A 19303-nucleotide genomic window follows, 5' to 3' on the forward strand; every position below is an offset into this window, starting at 1 on the left:
CCTTTTTCTACCTCAAACTTAATTCGACATGAAAATCTAATTTCCTTTTATAATAGAAAAAAAGCTTGGCAAGCGCCAAGCTTTCTCCTTATAATTCTTTACCTTCTACTGGTAGTACGTTTTTCACCGCTTCTATCACTTTCTCATCTTCTGTATCAGATAAGAAGATTGATATAGCACCTTTATCGTCGCTCGTACGAATTAAACGGCCAATCCCTTGACGAAGACGTAAAATCATATACGGTACATCTACATCCCAGAATGGATCATTTACATGTTTACGCTTCGCCTCAAACACAGGATCGTTTGGAGGGAATGGTAATGACCAAATGATAACATGTGATAATGATGAACCAGGAATATCTAAACCTTCCCATAAATGAACGGCACAAAGTACAGTCTCTTCTTCATTTTGGAAACGAGAAACGAGCTGACTAATTTCTTGATCCCCTTCATATAAGAACGGAACTGACATTTGTTCTTTACTTACATATTCTTTAAACGCTGCAAGTTCTTGCGTTGTACGGAATAATACAAGTGTACGTCCGTTTGTTTTCTGTATATTTTCAAGTGTATATTGACACTTTCTTTCCCACTCATTTTCTTTCGTATGCGATAGTAAGTTTACTGCCATTTGCTCTTCATAATCAAATGGTGAGGCAACTGAGAATGATAAGTAATCTTTTACCCCTAGGCTATTTGCTGTAAATGCGAATGAATCGTTATTAGATAATGTAGCAGATGAGAAGATATACGGGATTTTCTTCGAGAATACTTTCTCTTGTAATACTTCTTCAACTGCACGTGGCATAATTACTAACGTGAAGGCCCCATCACCTTCTTCACCCCATGTAATTACATTTTTCTCATGCATGAATAGACGAAGTGAATGTTCTAATACATCTAAATGTTCATCAACGATATTTAAATCATACGTATTTACTGTATGCATTTCACTTTCAAATACTAACGCATCACCGACTTCACCAATTTTCGCATAAAGTCGTTTTGCTTCAGCTGTTACTTTTTCTGTCACAGTAATTTCTAAACGATCAGAACCAGCAATTTCTTTTTTGTTTTCTTGTAACACATCAAAGAATCGCTCTGTTTGCCAAATTGTTTCTTCTACTAAATGTGCAAACTCTTCACGAATATCGTTTTGTAATAATCTCGTTAAAAGTTGCTCCATCATCGTTTGCTTTAAACGATATGTTAAAGCTTTTTGAGCTGCATATTCTACAAGATGTCCTTCATCGAATACAACACAGCTACTTTCTGGTAATAACGGAATTTGCCCTTCACGCTTACGAGCATCGTACGTCCAAATATGATCCATATAGAAATCTTGAGAACAAATAATTAAATCTGCTGCTTTACGATAATGTTCACGAGAAAGAGTTTGTCCACAACGATGACGAGAATCACAAGTAAAGCAATCTTGGAAGTAATCCCAATTTACTTTTGACCATTCTTCGTCATTTAAAAGTGGAAATTCTTTTCTGTCACCATAGTGAGTAAAGTTTTGCATTGTACCATGATCAAATACGAATTGTGGTAATTCATAATATACGTCTTCAATTACTTCTGGAGCTCGTCCACTCATAACATCTTCAAGTTTACGTAAGCATAAATAATTATCCATTGATTTTGCAAGCCTTACATCAACAGATAGCCCTAATGCTTCAGATAACTTAGCAATGTCCCCTTCTTCTTTCACAAGCTGCTCAATTAACGTTTCATCTGCACAAGCAATAATAGCTGGTTTCCCAGTATAACGCGCATAGCAAATTGCATATAGAAGATATACAATAGTTTTCCCTGTTCCTACACCCGCTTCTGCGAACATAACTTTCTTTTCTTGGAAAGCACGCTCTAATTGAAACGCCATAAAAATTTGTTCATCACGCTCTTCAAAACCTTTTTCCGGAAGGATGTCGTAAAACACATCTCCAATCCACTCATTCAACTTATCATAAAAATTGTCTTGTTTTCCTACTTCAAATGGTAATCTCTTCTCAGTAAACATCCTTAGCCTCCAACCAAAAAGTTTTTCTATAAAAAGATATAGTAACCGCTACTCATATGTGTGCAGCTACTTTCCCCTGTTGCCATACATATAAATACACGAAAAAAATTTTCCTTTCGAAAAAGGAAAATTTTCTTCTATATTAATGACTTTAAATACCTTTTATCAATCGCTGTTTCATGTGAAAGAGCTGACAAATATTCTTCTTGTGCTTTTTGTATTTCATCTACAATCGCATCTTGACTATCCACTTCTTTTCCGAGCTCATCATACGTACGGTGAATAGCTTTTTGAATCATTGATAATTGGAAATTATCCATATCACTTCCTCCTTTACGCATTACATAATAGCCAGTATATGCGCGCTGGAGGAGTTTTATACTATGAATTACGCGGTGGACGTTTTCCGAAGTATTGGTAGTAATCTGTACGGATAAATCCGTTAAACAGTTTACGTTTCTTCGATGCATCTTTTCCATAGCACTTCTCAAATGCTTCGTAACTTGTTAATACATACGCTGACCATGTATCTAATGGGCGGAATACTTGTCCCATTTCTTTGTACAATTGTTCAACAAGTGCTTTTTCACTTAAACGTTCTCCGTATGGAGGATTCGTTACAACGTAGCCATAATCCTCTTTTGTTGTGAAATCTTTTACTTGCATTTGTTTAAATGTAATTAAATCGCCCAAGCCTACTTCTTCTGCATTATCTTGAGCAACTCGAATCATACGATGATCAATATCGGATCCAATGATTTGTAATCGTTGATCATAGTTCGCTAAATCTTCAGCTTCTTGACGAGCTTCACGCCAGTTTTGTTTACCTACCCAGCCCCACTCGTCAGATGCGAAACCACGGTTAAATCCTGGTGCAATGTTTTGTCCAATTAATGCTGCTTCAATCGGAATTGTACCTGATCCACAGAATGGATCAACAAATGGACGATCCGGCTTCCAGTTTGTTAATTTAATTAAAGACGCAGCTAATGTTTCTTTTAACGGAGCTTCCCCTTGATCCATACGGTATCCACGTTTATGAAGTCCAACACCGCTCGCATCAATTGTTAATGTCGCAATATCCTTTAGCATTGCAATCTCGATACGGAATAACGGGCCATCTTCTTCAAACCAAGTTGTACGTTTATATGTTGTTTTTAATTTTTCAACGACAGCTTTTTTAACGATACGTTGGCAATCCGAAACACTGAATAATTCAGATTTTAAAGATTTTCCGATAACAGGGAATTCACCATTCTCTGGAATATAATCTCCCCAGTTTAATGCTTTCGTTTTTTCAAATAGCTCATCAAATGTTGTTGCTTTAAATTCGCCAACTTTAATTTTTACACGGTCCGCAGTACGTAACCATAAATTCGTACGACAAATCGCCTTTTCATCTGCTTCAAATGTTACTTTGCTGTTTTCTACTTGACATTCATAACCAAGATCGCGAACTTCTCGGGCAACTAACGCTTCAATACCCATTGCCGCTGTTGCAATTAAAGTAACTTTTCCCATTTGCATTCACCTCTTATGTATATTCAAACAATAATTAATAGCAATTGGTCCTATTAATCATTACATTTTACGAAAAATTTTCTCATTAACCATTTTAACTCATACTTTATAACTTCATACAAATAAAAAGCCCTCCTCTAACAAAGGAGAGCTGAGTTATTTCATAGTTGGTTCATAACGTTCTGTAAGCCATGTTCTGTTCCTTTGTACTACAAACGGCCCACGCCTCGTACTCCGGTGGCAATCATCTATCTACAGGTTATAAAACCTGTCCTTTCCCGTCGTTCATTTCCTTGGAAAAGATTCCCCTACCATTATTTGGGTTTCTCGCTCGTGGGGTTTACCTCGTTCCACTCCTATCATTTCTTCAAGGACTTCGTCACTGTGGCACTTTAAAGGTAGTCAAACCATATCCGAAAGGACTTAGGTTTTTTCCCTGCCGTTAAACCAGCCTTACAGCCAGAATACCCTAGCTTATGAATTGGCTAGGCACGAACACTACAGCCATCTCAGGCCGTGCGAGCATGGACTTTCCTCTACAACGTTGGCGTTGCAGCGATTACCCAAACGTTATGACATCCATTAGTATAGTGGAAACAAAAAGATTTTGCAACGTTTTTTTCTATGTAAAATGCTTAAACCTTTTCCCACCTTACATCATTCGTATAACTTACTTCCAAATACAGCTTTTTCTAAGTTAGATAAGCGTTTTAAAATATCCGTATTCGTGTTGTTATAAACTGGTTGTGCAACTGGTGTTTGTACAGGTTGTTGTGGAACTTGCGTTACTGCTAGTTTTTGTTCCTCTAATTCACGCTTTAAACGAGCATTTTGTTGCTTTAATTGCTCAAACTCTTTGTGGAAAGCTTCATAGTCTTTAATGATCATATCAAGAAACTTGTCTACTTCTTCTTGCTGATAACCTCTCATACCTGTTTTAAATTCTTTTTCTAAAATATCTTTCGCTGTTAATTTAATTTTATCCGAAATCATTTTCTTCACCTCAAATTTTTACCAAAACTTTCATTAACTAAATTTTTTCAGAAACAATGCTTTTTGTCAATCATATATACGAGTACTATATTACATATTTACTCTGCATTATTCCACTGTTCCTCTTCTATTATATCTTGTAAATCAGAAAAAAGAATGAAATAACTGTGATAATTTTCTATTTCTCCTTTTTTCTTTGCTGCTTCTACAATATATTTGGGACTTCCTGTTTTTTCTTCATCGTATACCGCTAAAAGCGCATCACTTTTTTCAATAAAAAAGTGATTTTTTAATTTAAATTGCTCTGGACTTTCATACTTCCGTTTCGTGATACTATCAACATGGTCTGCTTGAGAAAGGATAAATTCGTAATATTCACGATTATCTTCTTTCCAATTTTCTTCTTGTTCTAAAAACGGAGTGAATACCGCTAATTTTAAATCTGGATATTCTACTTGAATTTCAAAAACAACTTCAGCAGCCCATAATTCTACACCTAATTGGCCACTTATTATAACCCACTCTAAACCATCTTCTACAAAATTGGTTAATTTACGGTGTAACGCTTTCTTTATACACTCCACCCCTGGATGATCATTTTTAAATATTCCAAGTTCAAATGGCTTATATCCTGTTACTGCAATAACTTTCATATCAACACTCCAATTACAAAAAAAGAACTAGCATTTCGCTAGTTCTAACATATCATTTACTTTTTAAACATTCCACCAACGTTTGGTCCGATATTTGGACCAAATGGTGATACGTTTGGTCCAATATTCGGTCCGAATGGTGATACGTTTGGTCCAAACGGAGATACATTTGGTCCTGGACCAAATGGTGATACGTGATGTCCATGATGTCCATGATGTCCATGATGTCCATGACCACACGGTCCACATCCGCCACCGAATCCTGGGTCGATTGGGTCCACAACATTTACATTTGAATTTGTTTGTGGGAAGAAGTTTTGGTTTTTAATTTGTTGATGATGTACATGTGTTGTATGTGTTGGAAAAATGTGTGGCACCACCGTTGTTGAAAAAGAGTGTGTTACGCATTGTTTCGTCGGATGAATGACAGGAGCAGTCGTACAAATAGGTCCTGTAGGCTTATGCCCTCCAAAGCAAGGATGACAATGATGCATAGTTTTTTCTCTCCTCTCTCGTTAAAAAATCTGATTACACTTTACAGTATGAGAAAAGAGAGAAAGCCGTTTGTTATATATACCCATTTATTACAAGGAAATTTGTCTAGTCCTTTATTTCATTTACATTGTTTTTATAGACAATCCTTCAACATCACTTACCAAAAAAGCCTCCAACTTGCTTTACAATACCTGTCACTTGATTCATCGCATTCATCATTTGTCCAGCTGTATTCATCATTTTATTTACATCATAGTTACCATCTGATGTTTTAAATTGAGAAACAAAACTAGAAAACTGGCTTGGCTGTTGTTGCTTTTGCTTACCCTGCGTCGGGTACGGTTGTTTTGGTGGATAAAACATCGCTTGTTGATTAGCATACGGCGATGGTGGTGGCATATAATATTGCGAATTCATATAAGGCTGCTGCTGTGGTTGATTCATGTATGGTTGCTGAGCTTGTGATTGTTGAGCTTGATTCACATAAGGTTGCTGCTGTTGTGGTTGTTGAGCTTGATTCATAAAGGACACTTCAAACGGTTGATAATAATTTTGATTTCCATAATAAGGCTCGAAAGGATACATATTATACCGTAAATATGTATCCGTATTATATTGGTACATATTTTGCTGTGCATATGGATTCGTTTGCTGATATACGTTAGGTTGTTGAAACATGCATTCTCTCCTCCTTCACATAAGTTTCTACATATATAATATGTACCTATAAAATAATATGTGTGATGGAATATATGTCTATTTTTGTCGGAAGTTTAAATTTTTAAAAAATTAAAAAAGAAAACCCTTCCATGCTATGATAATTAAGAAGAAGATTCTCATGGGGGAGGAATCAACATGGTATTAGGGGATTTAAAACAAGCGTTTTCTCAAAAAAAGGGGTATTGCACAGAGAATGCAAATGAATTATTAGACTTTGCGAGACATTGGTATCTCGAAGGAAAAATATGCATATCAGATTATCGAACATTAATAAAAGAATTAGAAATAAACGGCGCAACAAAACCTACAACAATGACTTAAGCATAAAAATAACAAGAGGGCTCTCCCTCTTGTTATTTACATTGCTCAACTATATTTTGCAAAGTATACGAAATGGCTTGGTGTGTTTCAAAGAATCGTTTACCTTTACCTTTATTTACAAAGCATTGCAACACATTCGTTTGTAAATTATCGTATACTTGATCAATTTGCTGTACATGTATATACTTTGGCTTTTCTTCTTTAATCCACGTATAAGCTAGTTCTTTCCACTTCTTTAATTCCTCATCTACCATATCTACAAACGGTTTCATATCCTTATAAAAGTCGTATTCAGTTAGTTCTCTTTTTTTTACATTCGCTTCATTATTATACTGCATGAGTTTTTCTGAAGACTGTATTAATGCTTCATTCTTCATTTCTTTCCCACCTTATTATGCACTCACTACGACGGTTTGAAATGTCTTCACCCAATTCCCTTTTTCTTCGTGATGCACTAATTTATTTTCCATATGTTCAATATGCATTTCTGTTATTTCTATCTTATTACATATTTTTTCACTCGCATCCTTTAATGCATGATTCATTCTAATCCCTATATTCATTTCCAGCAAATCGAGAGAACTTAACATTTGATCCATTTTTTTCATTACATCTTCCTTCTGAACCATCGCCATATACAAAACGCCTCCTTCTTTGCTTTTCCTTTGTCATGTAATTTCGCCGAATGATTCACCACTCCTGCCCACATGACAAAACTAGTTGTTATTCGTCAAAGAAATCATTTCGTATGTCATTTATAGAAATGGTAACAATACAAAAAGGAGGTGTATTACAATGGCAAAGAACAAAAATGAAAAAAAGAAAAACCAAAACAAACAACAAAATAAACCCGAGACTGGCAATCCAAAGCTAGATGGTCCAAACTTCCCTGCTACATAAAGCGAGACTTTATTACGAACATTTAAATTTCAAATCATCCTTAATCTCCTACTAGCATTACGTTTTGAAATTAAAGTTGTAGCACGCATAGCAGGATTTTTTCAAATTAAGAAGTCCCGTCTTCAAAATGGAAGACGGGACTTCTTTTTTATTATATCATGAACTCATCGATCCTTTTAGCAAAACGGTTTACGATAGATAGCCTATAGATTTGTTCTCTCTTTCTTCTATACCATTCTGTTATATTAACTTCCCCTTTAGGTTCTTCAAGTACAAATAGCACATTCATTTTCATATTTGCACAAAACCAATCTCTCATTTTTATTTCTTCATGTAAAATAACAGGATAAATATCTCTAAGTGTTGGCGTATAAGACTTTCGAGTTTCCTTTGCGTAAACTTCATAATCTTCTCTAGACCCAGTATGTGTAGTTTGCAGTGCAAACTTATAAAACGAACCATTATAAATTGGATGAAACAATAACCATGCTAATTTTTTTCCTAGTTCTATACGCTTTTGTAACGTTTCAAATTGATAAACCGAAAACCCATACATTCTCCCTTCAATTGTTGGGAAGATAACTGCACTAATATGAAGTCTTTCTTGTACTTTAAAAAGTGCAGTATGGAATACATGTTTTTTAAAATATGTGTTCTCAATGACTGGTTTTTGAATTTTATTTTGTTCATTTATAATAAGCGCTGTCATAAGTCTATTCATATCTCTTCTTTCCCAGAAAAGTAACCATTCTTTTTCCATAAAAATTGATACATTGAAGTATTGCAACAAATGAAAGAGAGGTGCATGTCTCTTCTTACTTTCCTCATACAATAATAGCTGAGGAAATGCATCTAAAAAAATAATCCAATTAGCCTGTTCGTACAGAAGAAATAAATGTTTTTTTACCGTTCTAGGTAAAACAGTAGCATAATATCTCCCTTCTAAATCAGTCATATTCCAGCCCGCATTTCTCGAAACCATACTCGCTAAAAAGGCCCACCTGATTTCACTATTTCTTAAATAATATTCTTGATAAGATTGTGTCCGAGAAATATTGTCCACATTAGCTATTTCTGTTTTCTTTTTAATATTGTGAATGATTGCTTTTTCTTCCTCTATACAAAAATTTTTTTCTCGATTTTGTTTAATTTTCATATAATCATTCCATGTAAACATAAATAAGTCATCATACCTTTCATCAAAAAGGTCACATCTTTTTTCATTTTTTGATATAATCACCTTTGTAAGTAATTCTTAGCAAGTTGGGGGTGGACACACTATGACCATTCGTTACCCAAATGGAAAAAGGTATAATCAAGCTTCACAACCTCAAAAAACACCTATAAAAACACATACTTATAGTAATAGAGGTATGTCCCTTGAAGAGGAATTGAATGAAACAAATCAATATTACTTAACCCATAATATTGCATGTGTACATAAAAAGCCTACACCTCTTCAAATTGTAAAAGTAGATTACCCCGCTCGAAGTGCTGCAGTGGTAAAAGAAGCGTATTTTAAACAACCTTCTACAACAGATTACAACGGTGTATACAAAGGGAAATACATCGATTTTGAAGCAAAGGAAACCAAAAATAAAACTAGTTTCCCACTTCAAAACTTCCACCTTCATCAAATTGAACATATGAAGCAAGTGGTTGCTCATAATGGAATTGCATTTGTTATTATTAAATTTACACTTTTTGATGAATTTTATTTACTAGATGCAAAACATATTATTGCATTTTGGAATCGTCAAAATACTGGTGGACGCAAGTCGATTACGAAAGAAGAAATAGAAGAGCATGGATCCTTATTATCATGCGGTTATCACCCTCGGATTGACTATATCCGTGTACTAGACATGGTTTATTTTTCGTGATAGAGTCATCACTAAGGCTCTTTTTTCGACTTTTGGGGGAGAGAATGAAAGGTAGGAGAAAGTATAATGTCAGATAATTATCGTTCTCGTACAGAACGAAATCATGTGAAAAATCAAGAGAAAAAAACACATAAAGAAGAAAAACCAAAGAAAAAAGGCTCCTTTTTCAAGAAATTCCTTATAGGTTGTCTACTTCTTGGTATCGTTGGTCTTGTAGCCGGCGTTTCCGCTTTCTTTGTTATGGTAAAGGACGCTCCAAAATTAGACAAATCCAAACTTGTTAATCCTTTATCAACAAAGTTTCTCGATAAAAACGGAAATTTCTTTTATGAATACGGTGCTGAAAAACGAACACATGTTACTTATGATCAAATTCCAAAAGTAGTTGAAAATGCATTTCTTGCAACTGAGGATTCGCGTTTCTATGATCATAATGGAATTGATTTTAAACGAACTACAAAAGCAGTTATGGAAAATGTCACTGGTGGTTTCGGTTCCCAAGGTGGTAGTACGATTACACAGCAAGTCGTTAAAAACTACTTTCTAACGATGGACAAAACTGCTAAAAGAAAAGTGCAAGAATGGTACTTATCTTACAAATTAGAGCAACAATACTCTAAACATGAGATTTTAGAAATGTACTTAAATAAGATTAATTTAGGTAACCGTTCATACGGTATTGCGACAGCAGCGCAAAAATATTATGGTAAAGATTTAAAAGACTTGCAATTACATGAAGCTGCTATGCTCGCTGGTTTACCCCAAGGTCCAAACATTTATGATCCAACAAAAAAGGAAAATGTTGAACGAGCAACAAATCGTCGTAATGTCGTATTATCATTAATGAATCGACATGGTTATATAACAAAAGAAGAAATGAATAACGCCGTTAAGATTCCAGTAACTGAGGGCCTTCAACCGTCTTCAGAAGTAACTGAGATGAAGTATCAAGCATTTTTAGATGCGGTTGTAAAAGAAGTTGAAAAAGAATATCCTGATGTAAATATCGGTTCAGATGGTTTAACGATTCATACAACACTTGATCAAGATGCTCAAGATTACGCCGACAAAATTATGGATGGCAATCTTATTAAGTATCCGGACGATCAATTCCAAGGGTCATTCGTATTTATGGATACACAGTCTGGAGAAGTTCGAGCAATTGGTGCTGGACGTAAAGAAAGTAAGTCTACTTTCAAAGGTCATAATATGGCAACTGATTTAAAACGCCAAGTTGGTTCAACAATGAAACCAATTTTCGACTACGGTCCGGCAATTGAAAATTTACAATGGTCTACATACCATCAATTAAACGACTCAGAGTATACGTATTCCAATGGTAAGAAAATACAAAATGCAACAAAGAGTTACAAAGGTGACGTTTCACTACGTGAAGCTTTGAAAAAGTCATTAAACATTCCAGCTTTAAAGACAGCACAAACAGTTGGTCTTAATAAGTCAAAAGAATTTGCTGAAGGTTTAGGCATGACCTTTAAAGAAGGAAAAGTCTACGAATCAACAGCAATCGGTAGTAACGATAGTTCTCCATTAGAAGTAGCAGGTGCATATGCAACCTTTGGTAATAGTGGTAACTATAATAAACCACACTTCGTAAAAGAAGTAACCTTCCCGGACGGGAAAAAGAAAAGCTTTAAACCGAAAGAACATCGCGCAATGCAAGACTATACAGCTTATATGGTTACTGACGTTCTTCGTGACGTAGTAAAACCTGGTTCTGGTGGTACAGGTCCAACAGCATACGTTTCAGGTGTTGACGTAGCAGGTAAAACAGGAACACAAAACTTTGATGAATCAGTTCTTCAAAAATATGACATCCCAGCTGATGCAAACAGAGATAGCTGGTTTGCTGGATATACGCCACAATACACAATGGCTGTTTGGACCGGTTACGAAAAAGATGGTCCAAAAAATTATGTTAGCGATCGCTCCACTAGAATTGCACAGCAAATGTTCCAAGTAATGATGAGCAAATTCGCTACAGATAAATCACGCTTTGAACGTCCTTCTTCTGTACAAGAAATAAACGGAGAGTTATACGTAAAAGGTGCGAAAAAAGATGCAATTAAACAAATTAAAGTAGATGCCCCTAGTGGTCTGAATGTCACTTTTGATGGCGCTAGCACAGTTACACTAAACTGGTCTGGACCAGCAGAAGTTGATGCATATGCAGCCAGCTATAAAGCAACTGACGGTTCAAGTGGTAGCCTATCAATAAGTGGTACGACAGCTACTCTTGGTGGTATTAAACCAGGTGTTACTTACAGCTTCTCTGTAGTAGCGAAAAAAGGTACTGGCACAAGCCCAGCAGTTGGTGCATCCTTCACTGCGCCTGGCGGAACTCCAGATGCAAAAAAAGCTGAAGAAGAGGCTAAGAAAAAGGCCGATGAAGAAGCTAAGAAAAAAGCTGATGAGGAAGCCCAGAAAAAGGCTAATGAAGATAAAGTAAAACAAGACGAAGCTAAGAAAAAGGCTGAAGAAGAGGCTAAGAAACAACAAGAACAGCAACAGCAAGAACAACAACGTAAACAGCAAGAAGAAGCTCAAAAGAAAGCTGATGAGGAAGCTAGAAGGAAAGCTGAAGAAGAAGCTAAGAAAAAAGCTGAAGAAGAAGCTAAGAAGAAAGCTGAAGAAGAGGCCAAGAAAAAAGCTGAAGAAGAGGCTAAGAAACAACAAGAACAGCAACACCAAAATCCCGGAGGAGATACACCTCACGCAGACGGTGCTGTTGTTACAACAGAGTCCTAATATACAAAAAAAGAAGTCCGTTTCTCTTAACGAGAAGCGGACTTCTTTTTTGTTATCATTTTCTTTACATACAGCTTTTCTATTTCGATATACAACTGCGCTAATTGAATATAAGAATGATAATTACTCGGTTTCTTTATAATGAATGAATATCTTTCCATAAAATTAACAGGTTGCACTTTTAATTTATTCGTATTTATTTGCATTTCATTCAAACTATGAACAGGTTGTTCATTTAGCCAATAGACAACCGATAACAAGTGAGCTGCAAAAAGAATCATTGGTCCCTCAGCCTCTTGCTTATTTCTATTTCGAAACAGTATAGCAATGTCTTCATGCTTATTTTTCCATACATTCAACATCACTGGAATGCTGTTTTCAATTTCCTTCCATGGCTCATACTGTCTTTCAATATCAAATATAAAGTAAGTATTTTGTATTATCTCTTCAAAAGAATTGTCTATATGATACTTAATTAAATTTACACTTTCTTTAAAAAATGGTAAACAGTGAAATTCTTTCGGTATTTCTATAACTCGTTCCATCCTTTATTTCACCTTCATTCGCTTCTTTCCTTCACGACATACTTCTAACAGTCTGCATTCCTCACATTGCGGTCGTTGTGCTTTACAATGATAACGTCCAAAGAAAATCATACGATGATGTGTAACTCCCCACTCATCCATTGGTACTTTCTTCATTAATGTTTTTTCTACTTCTAACACAGAGTCTTTCCATCTACACATAGCTAATCGTTTACTCACTCGCTCCACATGTGTATCAACAGCAATTGCCGGAATTCCAAACGCTACGGAAACTACAACATTCGCTGTTTTCCTTCCTACACCTGGTAATTTCGTAAGTTCATCTCGATCGTTCGGTACTTCTCCATTATAGTCATCTAATAACATTCGGCATAATTTTTGAATGTTTTTTGCTTTATTTCTATACAATCCGATAGAGCGTATATCTTGTTGTAATTCTTCTAGAGAAACACTTAAATAATCTTCTGGTGTTTTATATTTTTGAAATAAATTTCTTGTCACTTTATTTACAAGTACATCCGTACATTGTGCAGATAACGCCACCGCGATTACAAGTTCAAATGGATTATCATGAACCAATTCACAATGTGCTTCTGGATACATATCCGCCATTGTGTCTAAACAATAACGGATTTGCGTTTTGTTAAGCATATTTTTCCTCCTATATTACTGCTCCAACCAATTATAAAAAGGCACTTTTCCAGTAAATTTCGTCTCTTGTTTTGTCATTTGTTGTGCCCTTTGTTGATTCGCTCTAAATTTTTGACCTTGATTTTGAGCCTGATCTACCGTTTTAATTCCATTCTTTTTCCACTCAAATAAAATACGATCAATATATCGGAAATTTAGTTTTCCACTCATTACAGCTTCTCTAAGAGCCGCTTGAATTAAATTTGGATGATGTTGATCTTGGTCCTCCCACATCCCTAACGTTTCACATTCGAACGGCGAAAGTGGTCTTCCAAATTCTTTTTCAAATACTGTATATAAATTTACTTGTAGCTGTTTTTTTTCTTTTTGCTCTTCCTCTATTGATTCATCCATTAAGAAATGTAATATTTTTTCCCATAACGGTTGTAAAGAATAACTTTCGCACATCATCGCTTCTGATCTTTGTCCACCTTCTAGTGATAAAAAACCTTTTTGAATCAACGTCTGAATTACTTCCATACATTTCATTTCCGTTATCGTCATCCGTTCAGAAATCTCTGAAGGAGTCGGAAACGAATTACCTGATTCTAAAAATGTGTGTACATGAAGTACAACCATAAATTCCGTCTCATTTAAACCTAATTTTTTATAATGCATCATAAGCAATTTTGGAATTGCAATGCTTCCCTGCTCAAACCACTGTAACATCATTTTCTTTTTCATCACCAAACACCTCGCTCTCTAGTATAACACACCTTTAGCTATTTCTTTTTGCCACAATCCGTCAAAAAAACCTCCCCATTAATAGGGAGGTTTTTTATATTACATGAATGAAATATAAAATTAAGCTTGCACTTTACTTTTCATAAATGTATGGATGCGCTCTAATGCTTTCTCTACTTGTTCAAGAGATGTCGCATATGATAAACGAACATTATTTGGAGCACCAAATCCTGTACCTGGTACAAGAGCCACTTTTTCCTCTTCTAATAGAGCTTTTGCCCAATCATCAACTGTTGCATATCCTGATAAAGCTACAGCTTCTTTTACGTTAGGGAATAAGTAAAATGCACCTTGCGGTTTAATACAAGTAAAGCCAGGAATTTGAATTAATTTATCATAAATGATGTTTAATCTCTCTTCAAAGGCTTGGCGCATTGTTTCCACAGGTTCTTGTGAGCCTGCGTATGCCGCAATTGCGCCGTATTGAGCGATTGAAGTAGGGTTTGACGTACTATGACTCGCTAAATTCGTCATTGCTTTAATAAGCTGCTTATTTCCTGCAGCATATCCAATACGCCATCCTGTCATAGAATGAGATTTAGATACACCATTAATAATAAGTGTTTGTTCTTTTAATGCATTAGAAAGCTGGGCAATTGAAGTATATTCTACGCCACCATAAATTAATTTTTCATAAATTTCATCAGAAACGATTAAAATATCATGTTCTAAACATACTTCTCCAAGCTGTTGTAATTCTTCTTTGCTATAAATCATTCCTGTTGGATTGCTCGGTGAATTAATAATAACTGCTTTCGTTTTCTCTGTAATTGCCTCACGCAGCTGCTTTGCTGTAATTTTGTACTCATTGTCTTCTAAACCTTCTACATAAACCGGCTTACCGCCAGCAAGCTTTACTTGCTCTGGATAGCTTACCCAGTAAGGAGTTGGGATGATAACTTCATCTCCCTCATCAAGTAATACTTGGAATAATGTATATAATGCATGCTTTGCACCATTACATACAATAATTTCAGATGGATCATACGCAATACCTTGATCGCGAGTAAATTTCTTCACAATTTCTTGTTTTAACGATTGTAATCCACCTGTTGGTGTATACTTCGTATGCCCTTCTAACATCGCTTTATGTGCAGCATCCATAATATGCTCTGGTGTATTAAAGTCAGGTTCCCCTGCCCCTAATGCAATTACATCATGACCCTCTGCTTTTAATGCTTGTGCCTTTGCTGTAATTTCTAAAGTTGAAGACGGTGTTAAAGCAGCTACTCGCTTTGCTAATTTCATTTGTAGTTCCCCCTACATCTATTTTTCAATGCTATATCGTCTTAAAAATTTTCCATCTTTAAATTCAAGATAGTAATAACTATAACGATTGTCATCATCAATATATGTAACTTCCCATAGTGGTACATCATTTTCAAAGCCTAATTTCACTTTCATAATCTTTTTCGGCTTACTTTTTGATTCCTTACTTTCATTGCCGACTTGCTCTATTGTTCTTTGTATAGCCTCTTTTTCAGAAATACCTTCGCTCTTTTTCCTTACTACAGTATCCCCTTTTTTCTCAGGCACCCAAACGATAAGTTGTTCTCCCTTTTCATCTGTACCTTGCACGACTATATATGCAGATTTTCCGTTGTAATAATCAACAGATTTCACCTTTGTAAGCTTTGCTTTTTCTTTAGCAATTTCTACAAATTTCGACTCTTTTGGAATTTTCTTTCCCATCGCTTTATTATAAACATACGCCCCATATATTCCGCTAGCAACGATAACAATAATGATTGCAAAAATCCACTTTTTCATTGTATCACTACGTTCTGTAAATCGTAAATACAGCTGTTTCTTTATCTTTTTCGTCTAATGCTAGTCCGAACATGAGGTCCTGCTCTTTTAACGTACGATTTAAACTATCAACAATTTTATACAAATCCGACGAATATTTAATACGCGTCGTTGATAGTACTTCGATTTTCTTCTCCATGAAAAAACTCCTCCGTTACACAAAAATTTCTAATTATAGAAGAACGCAATGCGGTTACAATAAGAGTACATTCTTTACAACCCCTGCTTCATCACCCATCTATTATAGCAGGACATGTACAGCAAAAAAAGGTTTCAAGTCGAAAACCAACACATTTTGTATACAAGAAGTAAGAAAAATAAAATTCCTCCTACCCACATTTTTTACGCCTGAAGTTTATAAGTACTTCAGGCGTATTTTTCTTCCATTTTTATTCATTTGATGGTTCTTCTAATTGTACTAACAATTCTTCTAATGGTCCTTCATAAAGAGGTACGTTAGGAATCGATTGTAGAAATCGTTTTCCATAGGAAGAACTCGTCAAACGACGATCTAACACTACTACCGTTCCTGTATCTGTATTTGTTCGAATTAAGCGGCCGAATCCTTGTTTGAAACGTAATATTGCTTGTGGGAGCGCTAATTTAGCGAATACATCTTCACCTTGATTTTTTAGCCACTCACCTTTCGCTTCCATCATCGGCTGATGAGGAGGTGTAAATGGTAGACGGACTATAACAAGACAACTTAAGGCATCTCCTGGAATATCTATTCCTTCCCAGAAACTGCTCGTCCCTAATAAAATTGATTTGTCGAACTCTTGAAACTTTCGAATTAAGCGGCTTCGACTTCTATTATTCACACTTTGGGTGAGTAATAAATAACCCTCTAATTCATCATTATTTTTTAAATTCGCATACGCTTCTTTTAACATTTCATACGAAGTGAATAAAACGAGCATTCTGCCTTTTGTGGCTTTCGCTATCTTTGCAATATGTTCCGATACAGATTCAATATATCGCTCATTACTTACTTGCTTAATAAAAGGTACATCCGTTGAAACCATTAATTTCATTTGTTCATCATAACGAAATGGCGACGGAACCTTTAAAGTATTTGGAGCGAAATCATGTAAACCAAGTTCCTCTTTTATATAATCAAACGTATCGTTAACTGTTAGTGTTGCGGATGTAAAAATAACACTCTTTTTTTCTGTTAAAAACTCATCAGCAAATCTTTCACCAATATGAACAGGCTGTGCATATAGAACTGTTGAATGAATCGTCCCTTTCGTTTCAGTCTCCATCCAAGTTACATACGAATTCTTTTCTAATACGAGTAACTGTAATGATTCTGCCATCTTTCTCAGCAACTCAATTAAATGCATAAATTCACCTGTTACAACATGCATCTCCCATTCTAACTTACTTTGCAATATATCCACTTGCTTCTCAAGAGCAGTTACTACCCTTCTTAATTCATATATAAAACGATTTGTTAATTCGACGATACTATCCCACAACTTACCTTTTTCTAGTTCTGCGTTATACCTATAGATGAGCGGCATATTATTCGTTCCTTGCTCTTGCTTTGTTTGTTTAAATATAAAAGTACGTAACATTTGGAAGAGTTCATCCGCATCAAACTTAAGTTCCTTCAAACTATAACTTATCATCCGGAAAGTTGAACGAGATGTTTGCTCTGATTTTTTCATCATTTTATATACTTTGGAGAGTACATCTTCTGTTTCTAGCGTCCCAAGACGAGATATAACCAATTGAAAATACATACAAGAGAACTGTTCACCCAATGTTCTACTCGCAGCTTCTTCAATATGGTGAGCTTCATCAAAAATAATATGTTCGCATGAAGCAAACAACGGTTCTTCACTTGAAAAATCTTGAAATAATAACGCATGATTTGTAATAACGATATCTGCAAATAAAGCTTTATTCTTCGCTCGCTGATAAAAACAACGACTAAACCAATTACTTTGCATACCACCTGGGCTATAGGCATCGCTACAAATACGATTCCAAAGTAACTTTCCGCCCTCAGGAATATTTAATTCGTCTCGATCACCTGTTTCAGTTTGCAATAGCCAAACTAAAATCTTCGCCTTCGTAAGTGCCATATCATAATTTTTTTCTTCCTCTTGCAAAGCATACTCAAATTTATGTAAGCATAAATAATGCTTTCTTCCTTTTAGAAGAGCTGCCTCAAATGAAAATGGCATTATTTTTTGTAATAACGGAATTTCTTTTTCTAATATTTGTTGTTGGAGTTGTACCGTTTGTGTACTTATAATGACAGGTTCTTCTTTTCTCTTTGCAAAATAAAGACTAGGAAGCAAATAAGCAAGAGTCTTTCCTGTTCCTGTACCCGCTTCAATTAGTGAAAAACGAGAATCTCTTAACGCCGTATATATCTCTTTCATCATCAGTTGTTGACTTTCTCTTCTTTCAAACTTTGGCATATGTGATTCCAATTTATCCATCGTTTTATTCAAGAAAGCATCAAACTTTGATGAACACGTTTCTCCAAGGTTTAAGGAATAGTTCCGCTTTTTCAGCGCAATATTTCGATGTATTTCATACTCCGCTATATCTTCTTTACCGTGCATTACTTTCTTTAAAATATTTTCAGAAAGCACATCAGCTATATCGCTTTGGAACACATCACTTAATTCATAAAGCGATTGCAACGTGACAAGTGGTAACTTTTCAATTTCATTTAAAAATTGTAAAAATAATTCCGCTGTTGCAAGAGCATCACTATCCGCACGATGTGGTTGATCGTGCTCTAGTTCATGCTTCTTAGCTAAATCACGTAATTTATAACTATCGGCTGTCGGCAAAAGAATTTGAGCCAATTCAACCGTGTCGATTTTCGGACAATGTATTTCTGTATATCCAGCTTGCCTTAATTCTTCATTTAAAAAATTCCAATCAAAGTGAACATTATGCGCAACGAAAGCCGCACCTTGTAATAGCTCAACAATCATCGGGGCTACATCTTGAAATAACGGGGCTTGTTTTACAAGACTTTCATCAATCCCTGTTAATTCTGTAATAAATGGTGGGATCTCTCTCTTTGGGTTAACAAAAGACGAAAAAATCTCCAATATCTCTCCATCTTCTACTACAACAGCTGCAATTTGGGTAATTTTATCCTTCCCATCTTTCCAGGAGTTCCCTGTCGTCTCTAAATCAACAACGACATAACGCTTACTCATATATGTAACACCTCAATTTCTTACCTTTCAAACAACAATAATT

Annotated in this window: 21 protein-coding genes and 1 other RNA gene; 4 read left to right on the forward strand and 18 right to left on the reverse strand. The window is 35.4% G+C overall.

Annotated features, from left to right (window positions below):
- Window positions 1-88: 88 nt before the first annotated feature.
- The 8 genes from AB6801_RS04405 to AB6801_RS04440 all read right to left on the reverse strand — a co-directional run bounded on the left by AB6801_RS04405 (window position 89) and on the right by AB6801_RS04440 (window position 6366).
- Window positions 89-2026 (reverse strand): ATP-dependent DNA helicase, encoded by a 1938-nt coding sequence (locus AB6801_RS04405; protein WP_000493698.1) that lies wholly within the window; start codon window positions 2024-2026, stop codon window positions 89-91.
- Between the two features lie 137 nt (window positions 2027-2163).
- Window positions 2164-2346: a DUF3921 family protein gene (locus tag AB6801_RS04410; RefSeq protein WP_000368569.1), complete on the reverse strand. Its 183-nt coding sequence runs from the start codon at window positions 2344-2346 to the stop codon at window positions 2164-2166.
- Window positions 2347-2407: 61 nt separating this feature from the next.
- A complete protein-coding gene (locus AB6801_RS04415; RefSeq protein ID WP_000521224.1) occupies window positions 2408-3547 on the reverse strand; it encodes a THUMP domain-containing class I SAM-dependent RNA methyltransferase in 1140 nt (379 codons plus the stop codon).
- A 180-nt stretch (window positions 3548-3727) separates the two neighbouring features.
- Window positions 3728-4118: RNase P RNA component class B (gene rnpB, locus AB6801_RS04420), an RNA gene on the reverse strand.
- Window positions 4119-4204: 86 nt separating this feature from the next.
- A complete protein-coding gene (gene gpsB / locus AB6801_RS04425; RefSeq protein ID WP_000622431.1) occupies window positions 4205-4540 on the reverse strand; it encodes a cell division regulator GpsB in 336 nt (111 codons plus the stop codon).
- Window positions 4541-4638: 98 nt separating this feature from the next.
- Window positions 4639-5193, reverse strand: a complete 555-nt coding sequence (locus AB6801_RS04430) for an SLOG family protein (protein WP_097998923.1) — start codon at window positions 5191-5193, stop codon at window positions 4639-4641.
- Window positions 5194-5249: 56 nt separating this feature from the next.
- Window positions 5250-5687, reverse strand: a complete 438-nt coding sequence (locus AB6801_RS04435; protein ID WP_000546267.1) for a CotD family spore coat protein — start codon at window positions 5685-5687, stop codon at window positions 5250-5252.
- A 154-nt stretch (window positions 5688-5841) separates the two neighbouring features.
- Complete coding sequence (locus AB6801_RS04440) at window positions 5842-6366, reverse strand: YppG family protein (RefSeq protein WP_000487626.1); 525 nt, start codon at window positions 6364-6366, stop codon at window positions 5842-5844.
- 177 nt (window positions 6367-6543) lie between these two features.
- Here AB6801_RS04440 and AB6801_RS04445 point away from each other — a divergent pair, with 177 nt between their 5' ends.
- Window positions 6544-6729, forward strand: a complete 186-nt coding sequence (locus AB6801_RS04445; RefSeq protein WP_097813792.1) for a YppF family protein — start codon at window positions 6544-6546, stop codon at window positions 6727-6729.
- Between the two features lie 32 nt (window positions 6730-6761).
- Here AB6801_RS04445 and AB6801_RS04450 read toward each other — a convergent pair whose 3' ends face one another.
- Together AB6801_RS04450 and AB6801_RS04455 are read right to left on the reverse strand one after the other, a co-directional pair.
- Complete coding sequence (locus AB6801_RS04450) at window positions 6762-7106, reverse strand: YppE family protein (protein WP_000786940.1); 345 nt, start codon at window positions 7104-7106, stop codon at window positions 6762-6764.
- A 15-nt stretch (window positions 7107-7121) separates the two neighbouring features.
- A complete protein-coding gene (locus tag AB6801_RS04455) occupies window positions 7122-7364 on the reverse strand; it encodes a hypothetical protein (protein WP_070757132.1) in 243 nt (80 codons plus the stop codon).
- Between the two features lie 85 nt (window positions 7365-7449).
- Here AB6801_RS04455 and AB6801_RS04460 point away from each other — a divergent pair, with 85 nt between their 5' ends.
- Complete coding sequence (locus AB6801_RS04460; RefSeq protein ID WP_001987054.1) at window positions 7450-7629, forward strand: hypothetical protein; 180 nt, start codon at window positions 7450-7452, stop codon at window positions 7627-7629.
- A 151-nt stretch (window positions 7630-7780) separates the two neighbouring features.
- Here the strand turns inward: AB6801_RS04460 and AB6801_RS04465 are convergent, their stop codons facing one another.
- Window positions 7781-8806 (reverse strand): DUF2515 domain-containing protein, encoded by a 1026-nt coding sequence (locus tag AB6801_RS04465; protein WP_000495650.1) that lies wholly within the window; start codon window positions 8804-8806, stop codon window positions 7781-7783.
- A gap of 103 nt (window positions 8807-8909) precedes the next feature.
- Here AB6801_RS04465 and recU point away from each other — a divergent pair, with 103 nt between their 5' ends.
- Entirely contained in the window at window positions 8910-9512 is a 603-nt protein-coding gene (gene recU / locus AB6801_RS04470; RefSeq protein WP_000155598.1) for a Holliday junction resolvase RecU, read from the forward strand.
- A 66-nt stretch (window positions 9513-9578) separates the two neighbouring features.
- The gene (locus tag AB6801_RS04475; protein WP_001283099.1) at window positions 9579-12278 is read left to right on the forward strand and encodes a PBP1A family penicillin-binding protein; all 2700 of its coding nucleotides are present in this window, start codon (window positions 9579-9581) and stop codon (window positions 12276-12278) included.
- A gap of 26 nt (window positions 12279-12304) precedes the next feature.
- On the opposite strand, the gene AB6801_RS04480 is transcribed toward AB6801_RS04475, so the two are convergent.
- The 7 genes from AB6801_RS04480 to dinG form a co-directional block, all read right to left on the reverse strand.
- A complete protein-coding gene (locus tag AB6801_RS04480; protein WP_097998922.1) occupies window positions 12305-12823 on the reverse strand; it encodes a YpoC family protein in 519 nt (172 codons plus the stop codon).
- 3 nt (window positions 12824-12826) lie between these two features.
- Window positions 12827-13474, reverse strand: a complete 648-nt coding sequence (nth, locus tag AB6801_RS04485; RefSeq protein WP_000933034.1) for an endonuclease III — start codon at window positions 13472-13474, stop codon at window positions 12827-12829.
- Window positions 13475-13489: 15 nt separating this feature from the next.
- Window positions 13490-14197, reverse strand: a complete 708-nt coding sequence (gene dnaD, locus AB6801_RS04490) for a DNA replication protein DnaD (protein WP_000728552.1) — start codon at window positions 14195-14197, stop codon at window positions 13490-13492.
- Window positions 14198-14317: 120 nt separating this feature from the next.
- Window positions 14318-15505 (reverse strand): aspartate transaminase AspB, encoded by a 1188-nt coding sequence (gene aspB / locus AB6801_RS04495; RefSeq protein WP_000761560.1) that lies wholly within the window; start codon window positions 15503-15505, stop codon window positions 14318-14320.
- A gap of 18 nt (window positions 15506-15523) precedes the next feature.
- Complete coding sequence (locus AB6801_RS04500; protein WP_097998921.1) at window positions 15524-16027, reverse strand: cell wall elongation regulator TseB-like domain-containing protein; 504 nt, start codon at window positions 16025-16027, stop codon at window positions 15524-15526.
- A gap of 7 nt (window positions 16028-16034) precedes the next feature.
- The gene (locus AB6801_RS04505) at window positions 16035-16205 is read right to left on the reverse strand and encodes a YpmA family protein (RefSeq protein WP_000412179.1); all 171 of its coding nucleotides are present in this window, start codon (window positions 16203-16205) and stop codon (window positions 16035-16037) included.
- 250 nt (window positions 16206-16455) lie between these two features.
- The gene (gene dinG, locus AB6801_RS04510; RefSeq protein WP_000044958.1) at window positions 16456-19260 is read right to left on the reverse strand and encodes an ATP-dependent DNA helicase DinG; all 2805 of its coding nucleotides are present in this window, start codon (window positions 19258-19260) and stop codon (window positions 16456-16458) included.
- Window positions 19261-19303 lie beyond the last annotated feature (43 nt).

The sequence above is a fragment of the Bacillus sp. RCC_6_1 genome, assembly GCF_041360755.1.
In the GTDB taxonomy this organism is placed as follows: domain Bacteria; phylum Bacillota; class Bacilli; order Bacillales; family Bacillaceae_G; genus Bacillus_A; species Bacillus_A cereus.

Excerpts from the sequence above, each read along its gene's own strand:
- AB6801_RS04405 (WP_000493698.1), bottom strand. The coding sequence starts at position 2,026 with ATGTTTACTGAGAAGAGATTACCATTTGAAGTAGGAAAACAAGACAAT.
- AB6801_RS04410 (WP_000368569.1), bottom strand. The coding sequence starts at position 2,346 with ATGGATAATTTCCAATTATCAATGATTCAAAAAGCTATTCACCGTACG.
- AB6801_RS04415 (WP_000521224.1), bottom strand. The coding sequence starts at position 3,547 with ATGGGAAAAGTTACTTTAATTGCAACAGCGGCAATGGGTATTGAAGCG.
- gpsB (WP_000622431.1), bottom strand. The coding sequence starts at position 4,540 with ATGATTTCGGATAAAATTAAATTAACAGCGAAAGATATTTTAGAAAAA.
- AB6801_RS04430 (WP_097998923.1), bottom strand. The coding sequence starts at position 5,193 with ATGAAAGTTATTGCAGTAACAGGATATAAGCCATTTGAACTTGGAATA.
- AB6801_RS04435 (WP_000546267.1), bottom strand. The coding sequence starts at position 5,687 with ATGCATCATTGTCATCCTTGCTTTGGAGGGCATAAGCCTACAGGACCT.
- AB6801_RS04440 (WP_000487626.1), bottom strand. The coding sequence starts at position 6,366 with ATGTTTCAACAACCTAACGTATATCAGCAAACGAATCCATATGCACAG.
- AB6801_RS04445 (WP_097813792.1), top strand. The coding sequence starts at position 6,544 with ATGGTATTAGGGGATTTAAAACAAGCGTTTTCTCAAAAAAAGGGGTAT.
- AB6801_RS04450 (WP_000786940.1), bottom strand. The coding sequence starts at position 7,106 with ATGAAGAATGAAGCATTAATACAGTCTTCAGAAAAACTCATGCAGTAT.
- AB6801_RS04455 (WP_070757132.1), bottom strand. The coding sequence starts at position 7,364 with ATGGCGATGGTTCAGAAGGAAGATGTAATGAAAAAAATGGATCAAATG.
- AB6801_RS04465 (WP_000495650.1), bottom strand. The coding sequence starts at position 8,806 with ATGTTTACATGGAATGATTATATGAAAATTAAACAAAATCGAGAAAAA.
- recU (WP_000155598.1), top strand. The coding sequence starts at position 8,910 with ATGACCATTCGTTACCCAAATGGAAAAAGGTATAATCAAGCTTCACAA.
- AB6801_RS04475 (WP_001283099.1), top strand. The coding sequence starts at position 9,579 with ATGTCAGATAATTATCGTTCTCGTACAGAACGAAATCATGTGAAAAAT.
- AB6801_RS04480 (WP_097998922.1), bottom strand. The coding sequence starts at position 12,823 with ATGGAACGAGTTATAGAAATACCGAAAGAATTTCACTGTTTACCATTT.
- nth (WP_000933034.1), bottom strand. The coding sequence starts at position 13,474 with ATGCTTAACAAAACGCAAATCCGTTATTGTTTAGACACAATGGCGGAT.
- dnaD (WP_000728552.1), bottom strand. The coding sequence starts at position 14,197 with ATGAAAAAGAAAATGATGTTACAGTGGTTTGAGCAGGGAAGCATTGCA.
- aspB (WP_000761560.1), bottom strand. The coding sequence starts at position 15,505 with ATGAAATTAGCAAAGCGAGTAGCTGCTTTAACACCGTCTTCAACTTTA.
- AB6801_RS04500 (WP_097998921.1), bottom strand. The coding sequence starts at position 16,027 with ATGAAAAAGTGGATTTTTGCAATCATTATTGTTATCGTTGCTAGCGGA.
- AB6801_RS04505 (WP_000412179.1), bottom strand. The coding sequence starts at position 16,205 with ATGGAGAAGAAAATCGAAGTACTATCAACGACGCGTATTAAATATTCG.
- dinG (WP_000044958.1), bottom strand. The coding sequence starts at position 19,260 with ATGAGTAAGCGTTATGTCGTTGTTGATTTAGAGACGACAGGGAACTCC.